The organism is Flavobacterium tructae, from assembly GCF_001853485.1.
Classification (GTDB): domain Bacteria; phylum Bacteroidota; class Bacteroidia; order Flavobacteriales; family Flavobacteriaceae; genus Flavobacterium; species Flavobacterium tructae.
The window spans coordinates 452,197-478,071 of record NZ_MIKE01000023.1 but is presented as its reverse complement, the minus strand read 5'-3'; the positions used below and the strand labels follow the sequence as shown (position 1 = coordinate 478,071).

Annotated in this window: 23 protein-coding genes; 16 read left to right on the top strand and 7 right to left on the bottom strand. The window is 35.5% G+C overall.

The genetic code is table 11. The features are described from left to right. Window positions 1-24: 24 nt before the first annotated feature. Window positions 25-414: a hypothetical protein gene (locus BHE19_RS12995; RefSeq protein WP_070907466.1), complete on the bottom strand. Its 390-nt coding sequence runs from the start codon at window positions 412-414 to the stop codon at window positions 25-27. An 11-nt stretch (window positions 415-425) separates the two neighbouring features. Further along, window positions 426-1,007: a hypothetical protein gene (locus BHE19_RS12990; RefSeq protein WP_070907465.1), complete on the bottom strand. Its 582-nt coding sequence runs from the start codon at window positions 1,005-1,007 to the stop codon at window positions 426-428. A 219-nt stretch (window positions 1,008-1,226) separates the two neighbouring features. Between BHE19_RS12990 and BHE19_RS12985 the strand changes: the two genes are divergently transcribed. From BHE19_RS12985 to ftsY, 10 genes are all read left to right on the top strand, one after another. After that, complete coding sequence (locus BHE19_RS12985) at window positions 1,227-2,390, top strand: glycosyltransferase family 2 protein (RefSeq protein ID WP_070907464.1); 1,164 nt, start codon at window positions 1,227-1,229, stop codon at window positions 2,388-2,390. A gap of 84 nt (window positions 2,391-2,474) precedes the next feature. Beyond that, window positions 2,475-3,788 (top strand): dihydrolipoamide acetyltransferase family protein, encoded by a 1,314-nt coding sequence (locus BHE19_RS12980; RefSeq protein WP_070907463.1) that lies wholly within the window; start codon window positions 2,475-2,477, stop codon window positions 3,786-3,788. A gap of 217 nt (window positions 3,789-4,005) precedes the next feature. Then, window positions 4,006-4,776, top strand: a complete 771-nt coding sequence (locus BHE19_RS12975) for a 3'-5' exonuclease (protein ID WP_017495175.1) — start codon at window positions 4,006-4,008, stop codon at window positions 4,774-4,776. A gap of 90 nt (window positions 4,777-4,866) precedes the next feature. Further along, window positions 4,867-5,478 (top strand): fumarylacetoacetate hydrolase family protein, encoded by a 612-nt coding sequence (locus tag BHE19_RS12970; protein ID WP_017495176.1) that lies wholly within the window; start codon window positions 4,867-4,869, stop codon window positions 5,476-5,478. After that, window positions 5,478-5,822, top strand: a complete 345-nt coding sequence (locus BHE19_RS12965) for an Hpt domain-containing protein (protein ID WP_017495177.1) — start codon at window positions 5,478-5,480, stop codon at window positions 5,820-5,822. The genes BHE19_RS12970 and BHE19_RS12965 overlap by 1 nt, the downstream gene beginning before the upstream one ends. Window positions 5,823-5,945: 123 nt before the next feature. Further along, window positions 5,946-7,199, top strand: a complete 1,254-nt coding sequence (locus BHE19_RS12960) for a CinA family nicotinamide mononucleotide deamidase-related protein (RefSeq protein WP_070907462.1) — start codon at window positions 5,946-5,948, stop codon at window positions 7,197-7,199. 71 nt (window positions 7,200-7,270) lie between these two features. Then, window positions 7,271-7,507, top strand: coding sequence for a 50S ribosomal protein L28 (gene rpmB / locus BHE19_RS12955; RefSeq protein ID WP_008468080.1), 237 nt, complete (start codon window positions 7,271-7,273; stop codon window positions 7,505-7,507). A 27-nt stretch (window positions 7,508-7,534) separates the two neighbouring features. Then, a complete protein-coding gene (gene rpmG, locus BHE19_RS12950; RefSeq protein ID WP_017495179.1) occupies window positions 7,535-7,717 on the top strand; it encodes a 50S ribosomal protein L33 in 183 nt (60 codons plus the stop codon). A gap of 50 nt (window positions 7,718-7,767) precedes the next feature. Further along, complete coding sequence (locus BHE19_RS12945) at window positions 7,768-7,920, top strand: DUF4295 domain-containing protein (protein WP_008468081.1); 153 nt, start codon at window positions 7,768-7,770, stop codon at window positions 7,918-7,920. A 168-nt stretch (window positions 7,921-8,088) separates the two neighbouring features. After that, window positions 8,089-9,042: a signal recognition particle-docking protein FtsY gene (ftsY, locus tag BHE19_RS12940; RefSeq protein ID WP_017495180.1), complete on the top strand. Its 954-nt coding sequence runs from the start codon at window positions 8,089-8,091 to the stop codon at window positions 9,040-9,042. 273 nt (window positions 9,043-9,315) lie between these two features. Here ftsY and BHE19_RS12930 read toward each other — a convergent pair whose 3' ends face one another. Continuing rightward, window positions 9,316-10,386 (bottom strand): serine hydrolase domain-containing protein, encoded by a 1,071-nt coding sequence (locus tag BHE19_RS12930; RefSeq protein ID WP_070907461.1) that lies wholly within the window; start codon window positions 10,384-10,386, stop codon window positions 9,316-9,318. Window positions 10,387-10,650: 264 nt separating this feature from the next. Between BHE19_RS12930 and BHE19_RS12925 the strand changes: the two genes are divergently transcribed. Both BHE19_RS12925 and BHE19_RS12920 read left to right on the top strand, forming a co-directional pair. After that, window positions 10,651-11,091, top strand: coding sequence for a hypothetical protein (locus tag BHE19_RS12925; RefSeq protein WP_070907460.1), 441 nt, complete (start codon window positions 10,651-10,653; stop codon window positions 11,089-11,091). Then, window positions 11,072-11,368 (top strand): DUF721 domain-containing protein, encoded by a 297-nt coding sequence (locus tag BHE19_RS12920; RefSeq protein ID WP_017495184.1) that lies wholly within the window; start codon window positions 11,072-11,074, stop codon window positions 11,366-11,368. The genes BHE19_RS12925 and BHE19_RS12920 overlap by 20 nt, the downstream gene beginning before the upstream one ends. Window positions 11,369-11,529: 161 nt before the next feature. On the opposite strand, the gene BHE19_RS12915 is transcribed toward BHE19_RS12920, so the two are convergent. The 3 genes from BHE19_RS12915 to bshC all read right to left on the bottom strand — a co-directional run bounded on the left by BHE19_RS12915 (window position 11,530) and on the right by bshC (window position 15,131). Further along, complete coding sequence (locus tag BHE19_RS12915) at window positions 11,530-11,949, bottom strand: nucleoside-diphosphate kinase (protein WP_017495185.1); 420 nt, start codon at window positions 11,947-11,949, stop codon at window positions 11,530-11,532. A gap of 212 nt (window positions 11,950-12,161) precedes the next feature. Further along, a complete protein-coding gene (locus tag BHE19_RS12910) occupies window positions 12,162-13,433 on the bottom strand; it encodes an acyltransferase family protein (RefSeq protein ID WP_070907459.1) in 1,272 nt (423 codons plus the stop codon). Window positions 13,434-13,541: 108 nt separating this feature from the next. Next, window positions 13,542-15,131, bottom strand: a complete 1,590-nt coding sequence (gene bshC, locus BHE19_RS12905) for a bacillithiol biosynthesis cysteine-adding enzyme BshC (RefSeq protein WP_070907458.1) — start codon at window positions 15,129-15,131, stop codon at window positions 13,542-13,544. Between the two features lie 343 nt (window positions 15,132-15,474). Here bshC and BHE19_RS12900 point away from each other — a divergent pair, with 343 nt between their 5' ends. The 4 genes from BHE19_RS12900 (at window position 15,475) to BHE19_RS12885 (ending at window position 19,200) form a co-directional block, all read left to right on the top strand. Next, window positions 15,475-16,752 (top strand): MFS transporter, encoded by a 1,278-nt coding sequence (locus tag BHE19_RS12900; RefSeq protein WP_070907457.1) that lies wholly within the window; start codon window positions 15,475-15,477, stop codon window positions 16,750-16,752. Window positions 16,753-16,860: 108 nt separating this feature from the next. Further along, on the top strand, window positions 16,861-17,115 hold the full coding sequence (locus tag BHE19_RS12895; protein WP_070907456.1) for an autorepressor SdpR family transcription factor: 255 nt from the start codon (window positions 16,861-16,863) through the stop codon (window positions 17,113-17,115). A gap of 3 nt (window positions 17,116-17,118) precedes the next feature. Further along, entirely contained in the window at window positions 17,119-17,781 is a 663-nt protein-coding gene (locus tag BHE19_RS12890; protein ID WP_070907455.1) for an SdpI family protein, read from the top strand. A 42-nt stretch (window positions 17,782-17,823) separates the two neighbouring features. Beyond that, window positions 17,824-19,200 (top strand): alpha/beta hydrolase family protein, encoded by a 1,377-nt coding sequence (locus BHE19_RS12885; protein WP_070907454.1) that lies wholly within the window; start codon window positions 17,824-17,826, stop codon window positions 19,198-19,200. Window positions 19,201-19,241: 41 nt separating this feature from the next. Here BHE19_RS12885 and BHE19_RS12880 read toward each other — a convergent pair whose 3' ends face one another. Beyond that, window positions 19,242-25,787 carry a T9SS type B sorting domain-containing protein gene (locus BHE19_RS12880; protein WP_070907453.1) on the bottom strand — a complete coding sequence of 2,182 codons (6,546 nt, stop codon included), beginning with the start codon at window positions 25,785-25,787 and terminating at the stop codon, window positions 19,242-19,244. Window positions 25,788-25,875: the final 88 nt, after the last annotated feature.

Below are 25,875 nucleotides of genomic sequence, written 5' to 3'. Positions count from 1 at the left end.
AAACCCTTCAACAAAAACAAACGCTCAGCGTACCCTTTTAAACGAAATCGGTCCCGTTCTCTTTTTGTTGTCGATAAAAGTACCTTCAAGTGTATTTCCATCTTCAGACAAGATCAGAGTATGTGTGCCCTGATTTGCCCAGCCCTCAATAGGTAAGGTGACCTCTACGGTATAAACAATTGTGTTTCCGGTTCTTTTTCCTATGCCGTTTTCTACGAATTTCTGTCCTTTCCATTCGAGATAATGTGAGAAAATAACTTTTCCGTTTTGTTCCGATACAATTGCGACGGCGTTTTGTACACCCGGATTAATGTCTTCCCAAACGCCGTTAATATCGATTTTTTTCGATTGACTATAGCTGTTATTTGAAATGAATAGAACAGTAAAAAGTAAAAGACAAAGTTTTGTTTTCATATTTCTTAAGATTAAAGAGTAACTGATTTTATTTCTAAAAAAGCTCCCGAAACCGGATGGTAATTCACAAAGTTGAATTTGCATAAATTATGAATGTTCAGAAGTTTTCCGTTTGGAAGGCCGTCCTGTCTGAAATCCGTCCATCTAATTGTGATTGTTTTGAATTTATTAGGAGAAGCAGGTAAATCAACTCTTGGGTGAGATCCGCCATGTATGCAGCCGGTTCCTTCTTCGTTTCCTTCGCGCGCCTGAAGTTTGATGAGGTGAGAAGATTTATACGTAATGCTCACAAATTTAGAAGCATCTGATAAATTGGTCGGAGCACCGTCATTAGAATCAGAAGGTGTAATCAGAACATTCAGTTCAATTTCACCCGATGGATTGTCTTTTGCTATGACTTTTACAATCCCTTTTTCCTGCCGAACCTGGTTTATGGTTTCCTGACTCTCAATAGCAGGGCCGGCAATATACCACGTAGAGGTTTGGACTAAATTTATTTTTGGGCTTTTAAAAAGGGTAAAGGCAGATAATAGAAAAATGATACTTGTTAGTACGAGTAAAGAAGTAACTTTAATTGGAGTTTTGATTTCCATGCAGAAGTTTTTTAATCAAAAATATGCTTTTTTGAATTGCGTTGCTGTTTTTCTTTCGGATTCAGTCAGAATGTTTCAAGTTGCTTTTTTACTCTGGTTTTAGTTTTTTGAGTTAGAAATCTGGTGACTTATTTTGATGTTTGTAAAATCGACTAATCATTATCATCAGGATTGGCTGAAAATTTCTAACTTTCCAAAAAATCTATTTCGTTATTTTTCATGCAATTATCGGTTATTATTCTCAATTATAATGTGCGTTACTTTCTGGAACAATGCGTTTTAAGTGTTCAGGAAGCTATTTCGTCACTTGATGCAGAAATTATTGTGGTCGATAATAATTCGTCAGACGAGAGTTGTTTGATGATGAAAAGTAAGTTTCCAACTGTAAAACTGATTCAGAATGATACCAACTATGGTTTCCCAAAAGGGAACAATATTGGAGTAGCGGAGGCTCGAGGAAAGTACGTTTGCATTCTGAATCCCGATACTGTTGTTGCTGAAAATACATTTAAGAAAATCCTGAATTTCGCTGACAGACAAGTCAATTTGGGAATTGTGGGTTGTAAACTAATCGATGGTACCGGAGCTTTTTTACCCGAAAGCAAACGCGGAATTCCAACTCCCTGGGTAGCTTTTACCAAAATTTTCGGACTGTATAAAATCTTTCCAAATTGGAAATTGTGTAATCAGTATTACGCCCAGCATTTAGGAACAAATGAAAGCGGGGAAGTTGATATTTTAGTGGGAGCCTTCATGTTAATGACACGTGATTTGTACGTTGATTTAGAAGGTTTTGATGAAAAATGTTTCATGTATGCAGATGATATTGACTTGTCGTATCGTGCACTGTTAAAAAAGAAATCCAATTACTATTTTCACGAAACGACCGTTTTGCATTATAAAGGAGAAAGTACGGTAAAAGACGAAAAATACATGAAACGTTTCCAGGAGGCGATGAATTTTTTCTATCAGAAGCATTTCAGAAAATCATGGTTTTTTGAATTTTTCATTCAAATTGGTATTTGGTTCTTTTCGTTTGTAAAAATGTTTCAGGGGATAACAAAATCAAAACCCTTACCTGAAAGCGTCATTTTTTACTCTTCAAATCGAATTTTGTCTGAAAAATTACCTGAAATTCTAAAAAATAAAGTCCGTTTTTTAGATTTCAAAAAAGAAAAAATGGTAAATTCGTGCCAGCTTTTTGAGGGTAAAAGAGTTGAGATTATTTTGGATAATCAGTATGTTTCATTCAAAAAATGTATCAAAATCATAGAAACTCTTAAAGATAAGAACATTACTTTTAAGATTTTCCCCAAAAATGCAAATTTTATTATTGGGAGTAATTCACGGAATGACAGGGGTCAAATCGTAAAAATCGAGTAAAAAATTATATTAAGTGTAATTTATATTCAAAATATTCAGTAATTTCGCAATCTGAAAATCAAAATCACCTTTTAGATTAACAATATGGCAAGATTTGAATTGAAACTTCCTAAAATGGGAGAAAGTGTCGCTGAAGCAACTATTACAAACTGGTTGAAAGAAGTTGGAGACAAAATTGAAGCTGATGAAGCAGTACTGGAAATTGCAACGGATAAGGTTGACAGTGAAGTACCAAGCGAGGTATCAGGAGTTTTGATTGAGCAATTGTTCGGTAAAGACGATTTGGTTCAGGTAGGACAAACTATTGCAATTATTGAAACAGAAGGTGATGCACCGGCTGTTAAGGCAGTAGAGACCGCTGCTCCGGCAGAAGTTACTGAAATCGAAAAAACTATCGAAGTTGCGAAAGATGCTGTAGCTGCACCGCAGGATTTTTCAGGATCGGATAAATTCTTTTCTCCATTAGTAAAAAATATTGCTAAAGAAGAAGGTATTTCTGTAGCTGAATTAGAAAGTATTGCAGGTTCAGGTAAAGACGGTCGCGTAACAAAAGAAGATATTCTAAAATATATTGAAACCCGTAAATCAGGTGTTCAGGCTCCGCAAGCAGTTGTAGAAGCTCCAAAAGCAGTTCAGCCTGCAGCTCCGGTTCAAAAAAGCCAGCAAGCTGTTCCGGTATCTGTAAATGGAGGCGATGAAATCGTTGAAATGGACAGAATGCGTAAGCTGATTTCAGGTTACATGGTAGCTTCGGTACAAACTTCGGCACACGTACAATCGTTTATTGAAGTAGATGTGACTAACATTGTAAAATGGAGAGATAAAGTAAAAAGTGCTTTCGAGAAGAGAGAAGGCGAGAAGCTTACGTTTACTCCAATCATGATGGAAGCAGTGGCTAAAGCTTTAAAAGATTTTCCTGGAATGAATATTTCTGTTGATGGTGAGTACATCATCAAAAAGAAAAATATAAATTTAGGTATGGCGGCAGCTTTACCAAACGGAAACTTAATTGTTCCGGTAATTAAAAATGCAGATCAGCTGAATTTGGTTGGAATGGCTAAAGCGGTGAACGATTTAGGAAACCGTGCAAAAGCCGGAAAACTAAAACCGGACGATACACAAGGCGGAACTTACACGGTGACTAATGTTGGAACTTTCGGAAGTGTTTTCGGAACCCCAATTATCAATCAGCCGCAAGTTGGAATCCTGGCTTTGGGAGCTATTCGCAAAGTGCCTGCGGTTATCGAAACTCCGGAAGGAGATTTTATCGGAATCCGTCAAAAAATGTTCTTATCACATTCTTACGATCATAGAGTAGTAGATGGCGCTCTGGGAGGAAGTTTTGTGAAAAGAGTAGCTGAATATTTAGAAGCTTTTGATGTGAACAGAGATTTTTAAATTCTGTTTTAAAAATAATTTGAACCCGGGAATTTGGATAAATTCCCGGGTTTTTTGTTTTGTAAGAAAAGGTTAAGAAAACAAACAGAAGCCGGCTTTTAGAATTCATTTAAAAGTTAAAATCGCTGGATTACGGCCCTTTTTGTTTAAAAAAGTCAAGAATAGAAGAGGAATTTCGGCTTTAAAAATTACATTTGTAATCTTATAAAAATTAAAAATGGAACTCAAACTCAACAAACCAATTTGCTTTTTTGATCTTGAAACAACCGGAATTGATATCGGTAAAGATCGAATTGTAGAAATTTCGATATTCAAAGTTTTTCCAAACGGAAATAAAGAAAGTAAAACCTGGTTAGTGAATCCTACGATTCCAATTCCGCCACAAACAACTGCTGTTCATGGTATCACAGATGAAAAAGTAGCAAACGAGCCTACTTTTGCAGAATTGGCACCACAGGTTTACAATATGATTAAAGACAGTGATTTGGGCGGTTTTAATTCAGATCGGTTTGATATTCCGTTATTAGCAGAAGAATTGCTGCGTGCCGGGGTTGATTTTGATATGAAAAACAAAGTTTCAGTAGATGTACAGACGATTTTTCATAAAATGGAAGAGCGTACTTTAAGTGCCGCATTGAAATTCTATTGTGGAAAGAGTCTGGAGAATGCGCATTCTGCAGAAGCCGATACAATGGCGACCTACGAAATCCTAAAAGCACAATTAGACCGTTATCCGGAATTGGAAAACGATATGAAATCGTTGTCTGAATTTACCACTCGTAAAAAAATTGCTGATTTTGCAGGAATGATTGCTTTTGATAAAGACAACGAAGAAATTTTCACCTTCGGAAAACACAAAGGTGCTAAAGTGGAGAAGGTCTTAGAAAGTGAGCCTGGCTATTTCAGCTGGATTCAAAATGCCGATTTTCCTTTGTATACCAAAAAAGTACTTACGGCTATTAAATTAAGAAAGTTAAATACGAAGTAAGGCTCTGAGTCCCTAAGGCTCTAAGATGCTAAGTTTTTTGCATAGTTTCTTAGAGCCTTAGTGGCTTAGAATCTTAGAATCTATAGAAAAATGAAAATCATCTGTATCGGTAGAAATTATACCAATCATATTGAAGAGCTAAAAAACGAGCGTCCCACAGAACCGGTGGTCTTTATGAAACCGGATTCGGCAGTTTTATTGAAGCAGCATCCGTTCGTAATCCCCGAATTTTCTGAAGAAATTCATCACGAATTAGAAGTAATTGTTAAAATTAGTAAGGTTGGAAAATACATCGAACCTAAATTTGCACACAAGTACTATGACGAAATTAGTGTTGGGATCGACTTTACAGCCAGAGATTTACAGGAAAAATTAAAAGCAAAAGGATTGCCGTGGGAAAAAGCAAAAGCTTTTGATGGCTCTGCAGTAATTGGAGAGTTTTTGCCAAAGAGTGATTTTGTTTCGATGGAAAATCTTACATTTGAGCTGACGAAAAATTCTGAAACCGTTCAAAAAGGAAATACGAGTTTCATGCTTTGGAAAATTGATGAGCTTGTTTCGTATGTGTCGCAGTTTTTTACATTAAAAATTGGAGATATTATTTTTACAGGAACACCGGAAGGCGTTGCTGCGGTTAAGCCGAATGACGTTTTAGAAGGCTTTTTAGAAGATAAAAAATTATTCAGAATACAAGTAAAGTAATGGCTTTAAAATACAACCTTTCGAAAGTATATGCACTTTCAGACAATGATCCGGAATTTGTAAATGAAATTCTTAAATTGTTTGTTACTGAAGTTCCTGAAGATTTAAAACAAATCAAAGAAGGGATTAAAAAGAAGGATCATAAGTATGCCTATTCTTATGCACATAAAATAAAACCTACATTGGACTTAATGGGGTTGAATGTTGCTTTTGAGGAAATTCTTCAGGTAGAAGCCTGGACCAAAGCCGAAGGCAAGAAAAAAGAAATTATCGAAACTTTTAAGAGTATTAAGTTACAGGTAAAAGAAGCCATCAAAGAGATTAAAAAAGACTTTGATGTGTAAATCTTTGATGTGATTCTTTTTTTTGCAAAAGCAAGCCATGTCTGGCATTCGTATAAAATCACTGCGACAACAATTCTTTATTATAATAATTGGACTTACGATAAGTAAAAATAATTCACAGCTATGAAAGCAAGCATTATTACTATTGGAGATGAAATTTTAATAGGTCAGATTGTAGATACTAACTCGGGTTTTATTGCAAAATCACTGGATCGCATTGGTGTCGAAGTTCATGAAATGATTTCGATAAGTGACGATAAAAAACATATTTTAGACACATTTGCCCAACTGCAGAACAAAGTTGATCTGGTTATTGTGACCGGTGGTTTGGGGCCTACAAAAGATGACGTCACAAGAAAAACTTTTTGCGAGTATTTTGAGGATGAGCTGGTGATGGATGCTAAAGTTTTGGCTCACGTGACGGAGTTAATTGAAGGTTTTTACAAACGCCCAATTTCGCAGTTGAATAAAGATCAGGCTCTGGTTCCTTCCAAATGTACCGTTTTGCACAACAAAGTGGGTACGGCTCCGGGCATGTGGATGAAGAAAGAAGACACTGTTTTTGTTTCACTTCCGGGAGTTCCGTATGAAATGAAGTATTTAGTCGAAGAAGAAATAATTCCTAAAATAATTCGCGAGTACAAACGTCCGTATATCATTCATAAAACAATTTTGACTTATGGTCAGGGCGAGAGTTTAGTTGCGGAACGTATCGAAGACTGGGAGAATAATCTGCCGGAATTTATCAAGTTGGCCTATCTGCCCAATCCCGGGCGAGTGCGTTTGCGTTTGTCGGCGAGAGGAACCAATAAAGAAGAGCTTGAAGCTGCAATTGAAGAAAATGTAAAATCTTTAGATGCTATAATTCATGATATCATAGTGGGTTATGAGGAAAACGAAACTATTGAAACGGTAATTGGAAAAATTTTAACCAAACAAAATAGAACGATCTCAACTGCCGAAAGTTTTACCGGAGGAAAAATTGCCTCCATTTTGTCGGCAATTCCGGGAGCTTCTGCTTATTTTAAAGGCAGTGTGGTTTCTTATGCAACAGAGGCGAAGGTCAATGTTCTTGGGGTTTCGCAGGATTTGGTTGATCAGTTTTCGGTGGTAAGTGCTGAGGTTGCGTCGGCTATGGCTTTGAATGTGAAGGAGATGCTGAAAACAGATTATGCAATTGCGACAACCGGGAACGCCGGACCGACAAAAGGAGACTCTGAAGCTGAAATTGGAGCTGTTTTTATCGCTTTAGCAACTCCGGAGGGTATAATCGTAGAAGAATTCAACTTTGGTCAACCCCGTGAAAAAGTGATAGATAGAGCAGTGAATAAGAGTTTAGAAATTTTGAAGAAAGAAATTTTAAAAATTGTGCAATAATTTTTTGCTACAATGGTTTATTTTTCTTTTCTTTGCACCCTGATTTTGAATAACGATAAAAGTAAAGTATAATGTCAAGAGTTTGTGACCTTACAGGTAAAAGAGCGATGGTAGGAAATAACGTTTCTCACGCTATGAACAAAACTAAGAGAAAGTTTTCTGTAAACTTAGTTAAAAAGCGTTTTTATCTTCCAGAAGAAGATAGATGGATTACTCTTAGAGTAGCAGCATCTACGATAAAAACAATTAATAAAAATGGAATCACTGCTGTTTTGAAAAAAGCACAGTCAGAAGGATTTATCAAATAATCTTTTCCTAAATAAATATATAGCAAGATGGCAAAGAAAGGTAATAGAATCCAGGTGATTTTAGAATGTACTGAACACAAGACTTCTGGTGTTGCAGGTACTTCAAGATACATAACAACTAAGAACAAGAAAAATACTCCGGACAGATTAGAGATTAAAAAATTTAATCCAATCTTGAAACGTGTAACTGTTCATAAAGAAATTAAGTAATTAATTAGAGATTTTTATTTAAATTAAAAATTTCAAATAACATTTGAATCATGGCAAAGAAAACCGTAGCATCGTTACAAACATCTTCTAAGAGATTATCAAAAGCCATCAAAATGGTAAAATCTCCTAAAACTGGTGCATATACATTCGTAGAATCTATTATGGCTCCTGAAGAAGTTGATGAGTTCTTGAAAAAGAAATAATAACAATCACAGTATATAGAAAAGCTACTTTCATTCGGAAGTAGCTTTTTTATTTTTTATATTTGTCTAAAATTTAAAGAAACATGACTAATTTTAAGTTTCTTTAAAGATTAAAGATTATTTGGGTTTTATTATCCCATAATCTAAAAAACTAACAACCTATAAAAAATGAGTTTTTTTAAAAAATTATTCTCTACTGATAAGAAAGAGACTTTAGACAAAGGTCTTGAAAAATCAAAAACTAGTTTTTTCTCCAAGTTAAGCAAAGCTGTTGCGGGAAAATCTAAAGTCGACGATGATGTTCTGGATGATCTGGAAGAGATTTTAGTAGCTTCTGATGTTGGAGTAAACACAACGCTGAAAGTAATCTCCAGAATCGAGAAACGTGTTGCTGCAGATAAATATTTAGGAACAGATGAACTGAATCAGATTCTTCGCGAAGAAATAGGTGCTTTATTGTCTGAAACCAATACAGGCGAAGCAACGGAATTTGAGATTCCAAAAAATAAAAAACCATACGTTTTAATGGTTGTAGGAGTTAATGGAGTAGGTAAGACTACTACAATTGGTAAATTAGCGTACCAGTTTAAAAAATCCGGTTATAAAGTCGTTTTAGGAGCTGCCGATACTTTTCGTGCTGCTGCTATCGATCAATTGCAGGTTTGGGCAGACCGTGTAGATGTTCCAATTGTGAGACAAAATATGGGGAGTGATCCTGCTTCTGTCGCTTTCGACACGCTACAATCTGCCGTAGCACAAAATGCCGATGTGGTGATTATAGATACAGCCGGACGTTTGCACAATAAAATCAATTTGATGAATGAGCTTACAAAAGTAAAACGTGTCATGCAAAAGGTTGTAGAAGATGCTCCGCATGATGTACTTTTAGTTTTAGACGGTTCTACAGGGCAAAATGCTTTCGAGCAGGCCAAACAATTTACTGCTGCCACCGAAGTTACTTCTCTTGCTGTAACTAAACTGGACGGAACAGCAAAAGGCGGTGTGGTAATTGGTATTTCAGATCAGTTTCAGATTCCAGTAAAATACATCGGTGTTGGAGAAGGAATTGAAGATCTTCAGGTCTTTAATAAGTATGAATTTGTAGATAGTTTTTTTAAATAATTTATAATGGGTTTCGAATCTTTAAAAAATATATCAGCGATAGCTTTTTATTTTGCCAGTGTGATATGTTTTGTTTTGGCAAATGTATTGAAGGATAGTAATCTTTCTGTTTATTATGCTTTGCTGGTGATCGGAATAGTTTTATTCTTTTTAGGAGTTTTTAAAAGAATGCGAACTAATCGTTAATAGTATCACACAGATATTATTTCAAAAAAAAATAGCAAGCTTTAAATAGTAATGTTTTCGAAAGCATTTCTATTTAAAGCTTTTTTGTTACTGGTACAAAGCATTAATCTTCTCCCATAAAGTTTTGTCAAAATCAGATAAGGCCAGATTAACACTGTCTGCGGCGTCTCCCATTCTGATAACTACCATCTTTTTACCGGGAACAACATATATTTTCTGGTCATTTTTACCTAATGCCATAAACATATCGGTTGGTCCGCTTGGGATTATACTTCCTTGAAAAGTAAGTTGTGATTGTGGTAAGTGGTAAGAACTTTTTCCGTTCAGCCACCATAAATAACCGTATCCTAAATTGATATTCTGAGAAGTTGTGGTTGCTTCATTAAAATATGCCTCGTTGAGTATTGTGTTGCTTTCCCATTTTCCTTTGTTCAGCATTAAAAGTCCAAAACGCGCCATACTTCTGGAGGTGCTGGTGTAAACACTATTGGCGTCAGTTTGTACCCAATTTCCATTCATCCCGATTTTGTCTCTTAATTTGGTGTTGAAATAATTTTCCCAGCTTTGTCCGCTTGCTTTTGCAACAACATCTTGTAGTTTTACATAAACATTATGATAGGCCCATCTTGTTCCTGCATCGGCTCTATAGACTAGATTAGCGGGATTGACATCGTCTGTGCTGTCATCGAGCCCGGAGGTCATAGTCAATAAATGTTTACAGGTAATTAAATTTTCTTTGGGTAAAGTTTCACTTGTCCATCCTTCTCCCAGATACTGAGAAACTTTATTATTGATATTCAGCAAATTTTCTTGTTGGGCAATTCCTGTAACAGTAGAGGTTAACGTTTTTCCGGCGCTGGCCCAATACCAATTGGTAGTTGCTGAATGCCCGTTAAAATAGTTTTCTAAAACAATTCGCCCGTTGACCAGTATAATGAACGACTTGGAATGTTTTAGTTCCAGATAATCTAAAAGCGGCTGAACAGCAGCCTGATTCCATTTAAGATCAGCGATTGACTTTGTTTCCCAGTTTGTTCCGGTTATTGGAGGGAAATACATGTTTTCTGTGGGAACTGTAATTGGTTCTGATTCAGACGAATCTTTGTTGCAGCCTGTTAAGAGGATAGCAATCAGTATGGTGTAAATAGCTTTGGTCATGTTTTTTTATTTTGGTTTGAGGTTTGACCAGAAAGATATAAAATAGTTTAAATGGTTTTGTGATTTTTTGCTTCTTATGAGGTTTTTAAGTTTAACTTTGTAGGTTCATCTTTCTTTTGAAATGAGAAATTTCAGTCTGCTGGAAAATATTGTTTTTTTTGGTACTATTTACTGTAAAAATGAAGGTACATAGCGGATAATTGTTTTTTTGGACGGGATCTTTTTCAGGAGAAAAGGGAAAAATAGAATTTTAAAAATTATAGTATGAAAAACACTTTTATGATTTTGGTTTTATCGCTTTTGTTAATAAGCTGTAAACAAGAAATTAAACCTGCTGATATTGCAAAACTGAATGGTTATTGGGAAATTGAGAAAGTAGTTTTTGATAAAGGAGAGGACAAAGATTACGGAATGAACGAAAATTTCGATTATTTCAATATCAAAGGAACTAAAGGAACACGAACCAAGGTGATGGCGCAGCTGGATGGGACTTTTTTAACAACAGATACTTTTGAAGATGTATCGGTTCGATTTAAAGGAGATCAGGTTTTCCTGGATTATAAAACAGATTATGCAAAGTGGAGTGAAGAATTGGTTTCTATTTCTGATGAGACTTTTGTAGTAAAGAACGATCAGAATAAAGAATATCATTATAAAAAAACCGGACCCGTAAATTTATTAAACGATGGCAAAAAGACTAAATAGTGAAAGCACGATTGGAGCTGTTTTGCAGCAGATTATCCAAGTGAATAAGTTAGGTGCCGGAATGGACCAGATTGATGTAAAAGAGGCCTGGAGGCAGCTGATGGGGAATGGCGTGAATACGTATACCAAAAATGTTGTTCTGAAAGGAAGTACATTGTATGTCGAGCTGGGATCGGCAGTTTTGCGTGAAGAATTAAGTCACGGTAAAAGCAAGATTGTAAAAATGATCAACGAGGAGTTAGGTCGTGAGGTGGTGAAAGAAGTTGTTTTACGTTAGATTTTTTAGACTGGCTTAGACTTCTTAGATTTTTAAAATGTTAGATTTTGGCTGGGATGTTATAAAAGAAAACCCGTTTCATTTGAAACGGGTTTTCTTTTATGCCTTTTCTAAGATCTAAGAAGTCTAACATCTAAAAATCTAAGAAAGTCTAATAAATATTAGAATTGCTCTCTTCCTGCGAAGTGGAATGCACCTTCGATAGCTGCATTTTCGTCGCTGTCAGAACCGTGTACTGCGTTTTCTCCGATTGAAGTAGCGTATGCTTTACGGATAGTTCCTTCAGCAGCTTCAGCTGGATTTGTAGCTCCAATTAGAGTTCTGAAATCTTCTACTGCATTGTCTTTTTCTAAAATTGCAGCAACAATTGGTCCGCGAGACATGAATTCAACTAACTCTCCGTAGAAAGGTCTTTCTGCGTGAACTGCGTAGAATGCTTGAGCATCAGCTACAGTAAGTTGAGTTAATTTTAATGAAACGATTTTGAAACCTCCATTAGTAATCATTGCTAAGATATTTCCGATGTGTCCGTTTTGAACTGCATCCGGCTTAATCATTGTAAAAGTTCTATTTGTTGCCATTTTATTGCTTATTTTTAATTTCGTGCAAAAGTATACTTTTTTTATGAATTGATTTTAATAAATTCATAATTAAAACTCTAACAAATGATGTTTTGGTAAAGAAAAATGTAAAATAGTGCGCTATGCGATGATGTCAATTTGTTTTGGAGTGAGGAAGAAAAAAAAGAGACGCGTTTTGCGTCTCTTGTAATCGAAATGGATATAGCTTATTTTTAAACTTTAAAAATCAGTTTGTTTTTGTAGAAAATCCATAATATAAAAGTCCAGATTCCAACATAAGTTAATGCTCCTGCTAACGAGGCTGTCATTGGATTGCTAAAGAAAGGAGCAATACCGAATTGGTACAAATAATTTAAAAGATTGATCTGCTCTTCCGGATGATGCGGGTTCTTAAACTGAACCATCACCAAAGCCTGAGGGATGATCTGAGAGAAGAAAAATACAATCATCGGATTGACTCCCCAGATTAAAAACAATTTTAAACCCTTTTTGTAGGTTGCAATGTCAATGATGTAGTATAGAAATGCTAAACAAGCAGTTGCCAGTCCTGTAGTGTATAAAACATAACTGCTGGTCCAAAGCGATTTGTTGATAGGGAAGAAGGCATTCCAGATTAACCCTCCAATGATTAAGGCAACACCTGCAGCTATCATTTTAACGGCTTTCTGCTTTTGTGTAATTTCGCGCTGTAAAATCTGACCAATCAATAAGCCAATGATTCCGTTCACGATTGACGGAATGGTACTTAGAACTCCTTCAGGATCCCAGGTTATGGTTCCGCGATACATGTGTCCTTCAAGTAAAACACCATCGAGCCAAGAAGCTAAGTTGGTTTCTTTTTCTAAATTAGGCGCTCCGATTCCGGGAACGGGAATCAAAGTCATTATGGCCCAATAGCCCAGTAATAAAGTAATGCCGGTTATGATCTGTGTTTTTTGAGTTGTTTTTAAGTACAATAGAGAAACGACAAAATATACAATCGCAATTCGTTGTAAAACACCCGGTAATCGCACATCATGGTAGGCTTCGATTCCGCTATAAGCCAGAAAGAGATAAATAAACAAAATTGAAAAGGCCAGTATGTTTTTGATTTTCGAACTGAAATTGCCCATCAAAGCATAGCCAACTGCCACAGTGATAATCAATCGGCCGATAAGAAGCGGAATTCCTTCAAGGCCAAAAAGCTGTATTTTTCCAAAATAATTAAAGAAAATTCCAAGGCCGAGCATGCGTAGCGAACGAACCAGAATTTTGTTGAAGGTAGTGCTGTCCCAGGTTTTGGTTGGCATTGCCAGGGGGACTGCAACTCCCATGATGAAAATAAAAAAAGGAAACACTAAGTCGGTTGGCGTACAGCCATGCCATTCGGAGTGTAGTAACGGGGCGTAGACATTTCCCCAATCTCCCGGATTGTTTACAATAGTCATTAATAAAATAGTCAATCCTCTAAAGACATCTAATGATATCAGGCGCTCTCTGGTCATAATTTTGGTAAATAGGTTAATTTTTTTTAAAAGGTTACTATTTGGTTTGAGAGGCAATAATTTCAGAAGAGGCGGTTATTTATTCTGATGACTATTACTTTTTTATTTTTATATCGTGATAATATTAAAATTCGTTTCTAAAGGTTTTAAATTTTGTATTAAAAGAGGAATCAATTCTTCTCCTTTTTCCAGATAAAATTCAGAAAAATTGGTTTGACGCTCCTGTAAACTCTGATTTGGAAACAATTCACATTGTAAATCAACAACACGTTGTATTTCCGAATCCAGTTTTCGTTTTTGTGCTTTCAATAATCTTTTCTCGAGATTGTCTAAGCCTTTCTTTTGCTTTACTTCCTGAGCTTTTACAGCTCCCGTGAAGGATTTGTCAGTTTGCTGTGCTAATTCGTAAAGATATTCAAATTGTTTGACCAGCATTTCTTTTTGTGGCGTTAAATCAATCGGAAAACCAGATAATTTATGTGTGATTGCATTTACTAAATCTGCAGGTTTAGTAAATAAATCTTTCCAGTGAAGTCCAAGTTTATCTGCTTTTTTAGCTTGTTTTTCGGTGCTTAAAAGTACTGAATTACGAACCAGTAACATTGGGAAAGTAATGTTCACAGCATCAAAAAAAGATTTTAATTCGAGCCAGTAAGCAATTTCTCCTCCGCCACCAATGTAGCATAAATTTGGAAGGATAATTTCCTGATACAACGGACGCATGATTACATTCGGACTGAATTTTTCGGGATTGCATTCGAGTAGATTGAAAATTTCTTCTTTCGAAAATGATATTTTAGTATGGTTGACAACGTATCGGTCTTTTTCTAATATAATTCGCTCACGCAGTTGGTCTTCAATGTAAAACAGATTGATCTCACGAGGATTTACCTGAATGGTATAATCATTAAATTTTGAGATTGTTTCCTGAACCGCTTTGAAAGCCGTTTGCTGTTCCAGTTCTTCCTTAACATAAGGAATGAAAGCGCGTTTTAAATCTGCTGAATCTGCGTCTAAAATCACTAAACCGTAAGAAGCAAACAAGCTGTTTGCGAGAAAGCGTGTGGCATCGGCAAGATTTTCATGCCTTAGATAGGCCTCTTCGAAGAGTTTTTTTAAGAAGTTGGCATTTGTACTCGAACCCAAATCTTTGGAGTAAATTTCAAAAAAATCTTCTAAACCTTCTGTCGAAAGTCTTCCAACCGGACCTGTGCTTTCTTTGTTCCAGCGGAACTTTTTTCCTTTAAAATTAAAATAATTAATCTCTTCAAAATCGTGATCTTCAGTAGCCATCCAATAAACAGGAACAAAATTATGAGCCGGATATTTTGATTTCAGTTCTGTAGTGAGATTAATCGTCGAAATGATTTTGTATAAAAAATACAAAGGACCGCTAAACAGGTTTAGCTGGTGTCCGGTTGTAATTGTAAAAGTATTTGGGAGTGCTAAAAGCTCAATATTCTCTTTTGTTGAATTTGAAACTTGAATGTTTTGATATTGCTTTTTTAACGTCTCAACAAGAGGGACACGGTTTGCATGGTCGAAATTAGCCTGCTTGTCACGGATTTGTTTCTCAAAGTTTTCAAGCGTAGGAAAGTGATTGTACAGTGATTGTAATTCGGGTTTTTGATCTAAATAATCTTGTATCAATTTAGAGAAATATCCTGAGTTTTGGTAGCTGATACAGTCGGTAGGCATAGTTTTAGGTTTATTTTTGATAGCTGTAAATTTAATCAAAATATGTACTTAAATCCTTTTTTAACGAATGCTTAAGATTTGATTTTTATGCTTTGAATTAAGTTGTTGTAAATCAGTGTTTTGATTTTGTTGTCTCTTTTTTTATTGTAAGAAATGTTTTGTGAATGATTAGGATGTTTGATTTGTTGTTTTTGTTAAAATTTTGAGAGTAATTTAAAAGTATTGTTTGATTGTGCGTGTTATTAATAATGAAACTATATTTTTGCAAACAAATATTTGCTGTGCAGAAGAAGCTGATTTATTTTTTGAAGTAATAGTTAAAAGAAAACAATAGTAAAGCCGAATGAAAAATAACCCGAAACAGAAGAACTCTTTAAAACATGTTCTCTTTGGTTCCTTGATTGGTACCACCATAGAATTTTTTGATTTCTATATTTATGCCAATGCTGCTGTATTGGTTTTTCCGCAACTATTTTTCCCCGGTTCAGACCCGACTATGGCAACTCTGGAATCTTTAGCTACCTTTTCGATTGCTTTTTTATCACGTCCATTAGGTTCCGCTTTTTTTGGTCATTATGGAGATAAAATCGGGCGTAAATTTACTTTGGTGGCGGCATTATTAACGATGGGTATTTCAACAGTTACGATCGGATTTTTACCCGGTTATGCCAGTATTGGTGTTGCTGCTCCTTTATTGTTAATGTTGTGTCGATTTGGGCAAGGTGTAGGTTTAGGAGGCGAATGGGGTGGTGCTGTTTTATTGGCAATCGAAAATGCACCTCCGGATAAACGTGCCTGGTACGGAATGTTTCCGCAATTGGGCGCTCCTATTGGATTGCTGCTTTCGGGTGGAACTTTTTTAATTTTGACGGATACGATGACCAATGAAAACTTTATGGATTATGGCTGGAGAATTCCTTTCATAGCAAGTTCGCTTTTGGTTGTTGTGGGGTTTTATATCCGAACAAAAATTACCGAAACGCCTTCATTTGAGAATGCTAAAAAAGAAAAGGAAGAAGTTAAAGTTCCTTTTTTAACTTTGATTAAATCGTATCGAAATCAATTGATTTTTGGAACATTGGCGGCTGTTACCACCTTTTTGGTTTTTTACCTGATGACCGTTTTTACTTTAAGCTGGATCACTTCAGATTTAGGGATTACCAAAAGAGATGCATTATTGGTTCAGTTGTTCTCTGTTTTGTTTTTTGCCCTTTTTATTCCGGTTTCGGCAGTTGTTGCCGATAAGATCGGACGACGCAAAATGTTAATTATTGCGACCGCAGCCATAGCGCTTTTCGGGTTTTTGTTTTCGTCTTTTTTAAGCAAAGGAAATATCATTCTAATTACCACCTTTGCCTGTATCGGAATGGCTCTGATGGGATTCACTTATGGGCCTTTGGGAACTTTCCTGTCGGAATTATTTCCAACAAATGTGCGTTATTCAGGAGCTTCCTTAACGTTTAACTTGGCGGGAATACTTGGTGCGGCATTTGCTCCCATGATCGCCATTTGGCTGGCCAGTACTTATGGTTTAAGTTATGTTGGTTTTTATCTGACCGGAGCTGCCTTAATTTCGTTGGTTTCCTTTTTAGTGGTTTCTAAGAAAGTACATCAGTTTTAAGATCTAATCAAAATATAAAATTCTCTAATGAGGCTATGATTTAAAATTATAGTCTCTTTTTTTTGCTAATTAGAAAAGTATTTAGATATTTGTCTAAATATATAAATGATGAATGACATTTTTAAAGCCCTTAACGATGCAACGCGAAGAGAAATTCTGGAGCTTTTAAAGCATAAGGATATGTCTGCCGGAGAAATTGCAGATGCTTTTAATATATCAAAACCCAGTATTTCGCATCATCTAGATATTTTAAAACGTGCCGATTTGATTACTTCTGAAAAAACCGGGCAATTTATCATCTACTCCATCAATACCACCATTATGGAAGATGTTTTGCAATGGATATTAACTTTTAAAAAATAAAAAATGAATTTAGAATTAAAAAAAGAGCTTCCAATTATTGGAATTGTTATGATTCCGTATGTATACTTAGCATTTATCTGGAACAGTCTTCCTGAAAGAGTTCCGATTCACTGGAACATGAACGGTCAAATTGACGATTGGGGAAGTAAAGCTTTTTTGATTGTATTGGTTTTTCTGTTACCGGTTCTGACTTATGCAATAATGTCTTCAGCTGCACTACTTGATCCTAAAAAAAGACTTTCTTTAATGGGAAAAAAGTTTTATCAGTTGAAGTTTTTCATGGTTCTGTTTATGTCTTTACTGGCTTTGTTTCTTTTATATGTAACAAAAAATCAGTCTGTTTCAAACCCAAATTTAATTTATGTTTTAGCGGGAATTTTAATTATGGTTTTGGGAAACTATTTCAAAGTAATTCAGCCCAATTATTTTATTGGAATTCGCACACCATGGACCCTTGAGAGTCAGGAAGTTTGGAAGGCTACACATGTATTTGCAGGTAAACTTTGGTTTGTGGGCGGGATTATCATCATTTTAGGAGGATTGATTTTTTCAGGTTTTGTTTTCTCAAAGGCCTTTGTCACAATCGGGATCGTTTTAGCATTCGTGCCGGTAGCGTATTCTTTTATCAAATTCAAACAATTGGAGAAAAAACAAGGAAAATTGTAATTCCGGATCATCAACAAAGCAATCTTATTTATTTCAATAAAAATGATAAAAACAATACTCACTTTAATAGTAGCTTTAGCTTCTTATATAATGAACGGACAAGAAATTTCAGGGCAATGGAATGGACTTTTAAAAATACAGGGTACTCAACTTCGGGTTGTTTTTCATATTGCTAAAACAGCAACTGGATATATTTCTACAATGGATAGCCCGGATCAGGGAGCAAAAGGAATTCCTGTTACAAAAACCTCTTTTGAGAATGCTGTTTTGAAATTAGAAATTGCTGCTATAAGAGGTTCTTATGAAGGAATTTTGAACAGTAATAATGTTATTGTGGGAAAGCTTACACAAACAGGACAATCAGTTGACATCAACTTATCAAAAGAAGTAACTCAGAAAGAAGTGTCTGTGAGACCTCAGGAGCCTGTAAAGCCATATCCGTATTATATCGAAGATGTGAAATTTGAAAACAAGGCAGCCAATGTAACTCTGGCAGGGACATTATCTCTGCCTAAAAAGGAAGGTAACTTTCCGGCCGTAATTCTAATTACAGGAAGCGGACCACAAAATAGAGATGTAGAAGGCTTAGGGCATAAAACATTCTTAGTGTTATCGGATTATTTGACTCAAAAAGGAATTGCTGTTTTACGTTTTGACGATCGAGGTGTTGGTGAATCTACGGGAGATTTTTCGAGTGCAACAACATTTGATTTTGCAGAAGATGTTCAGGCAGGAGTAGAGTATTTAAAAACAAGAAAAGAAATTAATAAAAGTAAAATAGGCTTGATAGGGCATAGTGAAGGCGGAATAATAGCTCCGATCGTTGCGGGAAATTCAAGAGATATTGATTTTATTGTTTTATTAGCCGGTCCCGGACTTAAAGGGGACAAGTTACTTTTACTGCAAAAAGAATTAATTGAGCGACAAAGCGGAATGCCTGAAGACGAAATTCAAAAAGGTCAGGAGATTTTTAGAGGTGCTTATGATATTTTATTGGCTTCATCTGCTTTTGACGATACTTTAAAAAATAAAATTACAAGTTATTTCAAATCAAAATTTCCAGGTTCCAAAAATGATGCTATGGCAAAATACTGTGCCGATTTCATCAATAATATTTGGTTTTATAATTTTATGAAGATCGATCCGGCTTCTATTTTAGAAAAAGTAAAATGTCCTGTTTTAGCACTTAACGGAGGTAAAGATGTACAGGTTCCGGCCGAAGTAAATTTAGAAGTTATAAAAAAGACTCTACTGAAATCAGGGAATAAAAAAGTGACTACTAAAATTTTGCCTGATATGAATCATTTGTTTCAGGAATGTAAAACTGGTTCGCCAAATGAATATGAGAAAATAGAACAAACATTTTCTCCAATTGCGTTAGACGCAATTTCTAGTTGGACTTTGTCGCAGGTAAAATAATTATAACATAGAAAAGCCCTTTCACTGAAGGGCTTTTCTATTTATCGTTTCAGACTAAAATGTCCTCTGACTTCTTTTCCATTTATTCTTGTAACAGTAAACCAATAATCTGAAGACGGTTCCTGTTGCCCAAGATAAGTACCATCCCAGGGATTGTCTGGGCGTATTTCTTTGATAAACTTTCCGTAGCGGTCAAAAATTTTAATTCCGGTATTTGGGGCTAAATAGATAAAATCAATAGTCCATGTATCATTATAACCATCATTATTTGGGGTAAAGAATTTAGGATAAGGAAGTTCATCTACAAAATAGATACATTCTCCTATTGTCGCTCCAAGAATATTGATTGTAATGGGGGTTTTGTCACTCTCGCAACCGCTAAAAGACTGAGAAGCATAATACGTAATACCGTCTACAAGTTCAGTTATTTCAGATAAGCTTGTAGTAGATGAAGCAGTTTCGTACCACTTAATATTTTGCCCTGTTATTTTAATATCCCTAATTCTTGCATTTTTCTGAATACAGAATTGTTGAGGAGAATCGGCATTAGGTGTAGGTGTATTTTGAACTTTTACCGGTACGGGAAATCTTAGACTTTCGCAATTGTTTAATGTTTGCGTAACGTAATAAATTTTGCTTTCTAATAAAGTTGTTTTCGGTAAAGTGTTTCCGTTTACTGGTGCATCATACCATTTAATATTTTGTCCTGTGATCGTAATTGAATTTAATGTGGCATTTTGTTCAATACAGAATGTTTGGGAACCGGATAAAGCTGGATTTTGAGTGAAATTTGTAAAAGGAATTATAGTAACTGTGGTTGCATTTGAAGCACAGCCCTTATTATTTTTTACCTTAATAAAATAGGTGTCGGGAGCAAGATTTGATTTCATTGCAGTTGTAGTCCAGCTAACACCATTATCGAAACTATATTCAGATGCAGGATCGGTAATTGTAATAGCCCCATTAGGATTACTGCAATCAGGCTGGATAGTTGTAAATGCAGGATCGTTCGGATAATCTGTTGGACGGTTTATGGTTGCAGATATTGGAGCAGACTCACAGCCGATACTATTTTTAACACGAACCATATAGGTTCCGACGATTAAATTTCCTGAATTTGGATTGGATGAGTAATTTTTACCATTGTCAAAACTATATTGATCAGCAGGGTTTGTAATTAAAATTGAGCCGAACGGATTGCTGCAAGTGATAGGTTGAGTAATAGTAAAAATTGGAGCTGCGGGAGCATTTGGAGCTGCATTGATGGTGGCTTTATACGGAATAGATTCACAGCCGTTTGTATATTTTATTCGAATAAAATAACTTCCGGGAGATAAACTGACAGTATTGCTGGTGCTCCAGGTAAGACCATCATCAAAACTATACAGATTTGCAACCGTTGAAACGATAATAGTGCCTGTAGGATTACAGCCAGTTGGGTTTGTGACTACAACTTGTGGTGCAACAGGAATTGCAGGCGCATCTTGTATAGTAATGGTAGCGGCAAGAGAAATACAACCTGAATTATATTTAACAATCAAATTATAGGTTCCTGCAGACAGATTAGATTTTGTATTGGAGGTCCCAAACGTGATTCCGTTATCAAAACTATAAAAATCGGCTACGGTATTAATTGAAATTGATCCTGTAAAATTGGTACAAGTAGGTTGAATTGCTGTAAAGGCAGGAGCAGCAAGCGGCAATAATGGTGAGATCGTGACCGGAGCAGCATCTGAAATACAACCTGCTGAATTTTTAATTTTTATGAAATAAATACCCGGAGTAAGATCTGTTTTTGTATTAGAAAAAACATAGGTTAATCCGTTGTCAAAGCTATAAGTAGCGGCATTTGTTGTAATGGTAATAGAGCCTTTTGATGAGCTGCAGTTTGGCTGTGTAGTAGTAAATGCAGGAGCAGCAATTGCAGGACCAGCACTCAAATTGACAACAGCGGTCGATGATTCGCAGCTATATGAATTTGTTTTGATTTTAATAATATAGGTACCGGCTCCCACATTTATTTTCGTAGGACTTGTTGTCCAACTGTTTCCATCATTGAAACTATAACTTATAGCAGGTGTAGTTATGGTGATGCTGCCATCAGTAGCATCGCAGGAAGAAGGTTGAACTTTGGTTGCAACAGGTGCTGCAGGAATTGCAGGAGGTGTATTTATATAGACATAACTGCCGCTGGAGGTACAGCCAAGAGTGTTTTTTATTAATACATTGTAGGAGCCACTTGCTAAATTTTTCTTTACAGGACTTGTAGTCCAGGTTATTCCTCCATCAAAGCTATATTGGTCTGCAGTAGTATTTACTATTATAGTTCCTGTGGTAGTACTACAGGTGGGTTGAATAGCGGATACATTTGGTGAGGACAGATAATATTTGTTTATGTAGACATATTGTGAGTTTGATTTACAACCTTTTGCATTTTTAATAAGAATATTATAATACGAATCTGCAGGATTTAATAAAATTGGATTTGTAGTCCAAGTGCTGCCTCCATCAAAACTATAATTGTCAGCAGGAGTTGTAACGGTAATGCTTCCTCCATTTCCGCAGCTTGGTTGTACTATTTTTATATTGGGATTAGGAAGATAATAAGGAGTAATACTTATTGATAAACCATAAGATCTGCAACCCGCTGCATTTTTTATCATGATGTTGTAATAACCAGAAGTAAGCCCTGAAAGAGCTGGGTTAGTTGTCCAGGTATTACCATTGTCAAAACTATAAGAACTTGCAACTGTTGCAATAGTAATGCTTCCATCAATGCCGCACGTTGGCTGAATTAATGTAAAATCTGGATTAGGTAAATAATATTGCTGCAGGTTAGCGTATACACCGTAAAGCGGAGATGTGCATCCGGTAGCATTTTTTACTAATAAATAATAAGTATTTGGACTTAGATTAGTAAATACAGGACTAGTACTCCAGTTTCTGCCTCCATCTATACTGTATTGTGCTTCTGTTGAAGTAAAAGTTATGCTTCCTCCAACTCCACAAGTAGGCTGTGTTGTTTTAAAGGTGGGAGCCGGGAGAAAAAAGTCTTGAAGTAATATCGGATTTGAGTTGGAAATACAACCTAGTGCATTTTTAATCGTTGGGTAATAATATCCTGCCGGAAGGTCGGAAAAAACAGGGTTTGTTCCCCAATTTACCCCGTCAATGCTATAAAAGCTGGCAGTAGTATTAATTTTAATACTGCCTTTTGTACCACATCCTGGCTGCGTGATGGTTAAATTAGGTTGTGCCAGCTTAGAGGTATCCAAATAAGTGTAAATGGAATTGGATGTACAGTTATTCTTTTTTATAATTAAATTGTAAGATCCCTGGCTTAAATTATTAAAAACATTATTTGTACTCCAGTTTGCACCACCATCGATACTATAGTAATCCGCAGTGGTGTTGAATGTAATATTGCCAATATTTCCACAACTTGGATTCGTAACTGTATAATCCGGATCAGGAAGCTTTGGGGTGTTAATTGAAACACCTACAGAGTTAGAAACACATCCTAAACTGTTTTTTATTGTAATGTTGTAAAATTTATAAGAATTAAGATTTGATAAGGAAGAAGAAGTTCCCCAGGTATAACCTCCATCAAAACTATAGAAACTGGCAGCTGTATTTATTGTAATGCTGCCCGACGATGTACAAGTAGGTTGAACAACAGTATAATCAGGTAGATCTATATTGGGATTATTTAAATAAACGCCAATTGGATATGAGGTACATCCAAGATTATTTTTTGTAATTACGGTATAACTACCCGGAGGTAATGACTTAGAATTAAGAGTTGTCCAGGTTGCACCATTGTCAAAACTATAAAAATCGGATAATGAGTTGATAGTAATTTTTCCGTTTACACCACAAGTTGGGTGTTCTATGGAAGTAATTGGAGAACTTAGATAAGGCTGATTTAAAGAAACATAAGCAGAAGAGCTGATACATCCCGCACTGTTTTTTATTTTTATTTGATAGTTTCCAAAAGGTAAAATTTTAACATTATTGCTAGTCCAGGTTACTCCATTGTCAAAACTGTACGAATCTGCTGCCGTAGTAATTGTAATACTGCCGTCTACTCCGCAAATAGGTTGTTCAGTTGTATATTGAGGATAGGAATCTTTAAAATCATTTAAATAGGCATAAGTGTAATAGGAAGTACAGCCTAAGGCATTTTTAATTCCTAAAGAATAGCTTCCTGCATTTAAATTACTCATTGTATTATTGGTAACCCAAGTACTTCCTCCATCAAAAGTGTAAAAATCAGAAAGAGTATTGATGGTAATACTTCCTTTTGTACTACAAGCGGGTAATACAATTTTATAAGTGGGAGTTTCCAGCGTATTACTACTGATAAGTACATTGTTTGCCGACGAAATACAACCTTGTAAATCTTTGGTACGAATTTTATAATTTGCCGGTGAAAGATTGTTAGCAGTAGAATTATTTACCCAAGTTGCACCATCGTCAAAGCTATAGTATGCAGCAGGAGTTGTAATGGTAATACTTCCTTTATCTCCACAAAATAATGGATTGATATAAGTGTAATTTGGATACAGAGTAGAAGCAGCTGTAATAATTACACTTTGAGAATAGGAAGTACATCCATTTACGGTCTTTATTTTTACTAAATAGGTTCCGGGATTTAAATTACTCTTTGTATTGCTAGCGCCCCAGGTTACACCATCATCAAAACTATATTGTGATGCCGTTGAAGTTACTTTTATCGTTCCTGTAGCAGAAAAACAAGAGGGCTGCGTAATCTGTAAAGTAGGAGAAACGGCAGTTTGACTTGGTTCTATAGTAACATTGGCATTGCTGGAGCATCCAAAAGAATCTGTAACAGTAACAGAGTAATTTCCTAACGAAGTTACGGTAATACTTTGTGTAGTTTCACCAGTATTCCATAAATACGAAGCCCCGGGAGAAGCAGTTAATACAGTGCTTCCAGAGCAAACATTTAAGATACCTGTAATATTTGCGGTGGGATTTCTTACCTCTAAATTGGCAGAAATTATTTTGTAGCAAGTAGCATCCTTGCTCACTCTAACAAAAATAGAAGCACTAGAACTTGGGTAACCTGTAAAATTGGTAATAGCATTCAAATTGGACTCTGCCTCATTGTAATTTTTGAAATAACTAAAATTTAAACCCGCTGTAGAAGGAACTATTAAAGAATTCAATGTCGATAAATCAAAATTTTCACTTCCATCACGGTTTGCGTCACATTGAGATATTTTGGCAGATGTAACATTAATGGTACAACTTGAAGAACAATTTAAAAAAGAAATATCCCAACCAGGATTTGCATCAGGATCTATAGCAGAATCAAATGTGGTTCCAGAGCAAGAAGTTCCGGAAATATCATAATCTATTCGTACTCCTACATTATAATTAGTGTTTGTAATATTTGGAAGATCACTGCTTTTTAATGTAAAACAAAATCTTTTGTTTGTTGTGTCCAGGTTTGAAGTAGTTGATGTGTTATAAACTGACACATTGCTACTGTTGTAAACATTTAAAGTGATTTTTTTTACTGAGGCAGAAATTCCTCCGGAATTAGGAATAGTATAACTACCACACACTGAAATTGGTAAAGTTGGACAAACTTTATTCAAAGGATCAAGCTCTATAGAACCTTGTAAGTTTTCTGCGGATTGTAAGATACAAACATCATCCACATACATATATCCGAAATGTCCTCCCAGTCCACATCTTGAAGCCATAAACTCAACGGTAAATTCTTCGTAATTAGGAATTGATGAAATGTCCAGTATTCCTGATTGCCAATTGGGAGTGTATAAAGTGACATAACCGGAATTTTGACTTGGAACCTTACTGAAAATGCAATTTTTTTCATCTCCTACCAAACAAAATTCACTAACAACGGTCTTATTTTTATCTAAAACTCGAGCTTTTACAAAAGCTTGATTATCAGTGTGGCTATTGTCGTATACACTTTGTAATACCGCTTTGTAGTTAAATTTCAGATAATTTTCATTATTAGTTTTAAACCTTTTACCCTGAACAATAGAACCATAGGTAGAGGAGTTCTCATGATTAATTTTAAGAGCATATTGATCAAATGCTTTAATGTCTCCTATATAGGGGTCAACCAAATTGGCAGAAACACTGGTCGCCATAATGTTCATGTTATTAGGGTTATAGCGATTGATGTATGAATCGGCAGTATTGGTAATCGATCGGCACTGCGTTGGCCCGGGAGGATCGCCTATTGTATAAAGAAAATTCTTAAGATAACTACTTCCGTTTATAGTTTCATATTGCTCAAAACCTCCATTTGTACATATCTCTACGCCTTGAAGAGTAGCGACTGTTTTTGAAGTCAAATTTCTCTCTTTCGAATTCAAAATTACTTTTTTTAAATTCAGGACTTCAGCTTTCATCTTTGCCTCCCTAATTTTCAAAAATTGTTTTTGCTCTTCCAAATTTTGAATGAGATGACCATGTTTATCTTCTAATAAAATACTATTAGACGAATTCGGATTAATTTCTTGCGCAAAAACACAAGAATATTTGATAAAAACAATAAATAGGAGTAAAGTTCTTAGCTTCATTTAAAGAAAATTTGTAGGCAAATATAGCCAAAAAATGATGCTGTAAATCATGAAGTACAAATGTTTACAAGTTTTATTTCAATAAATA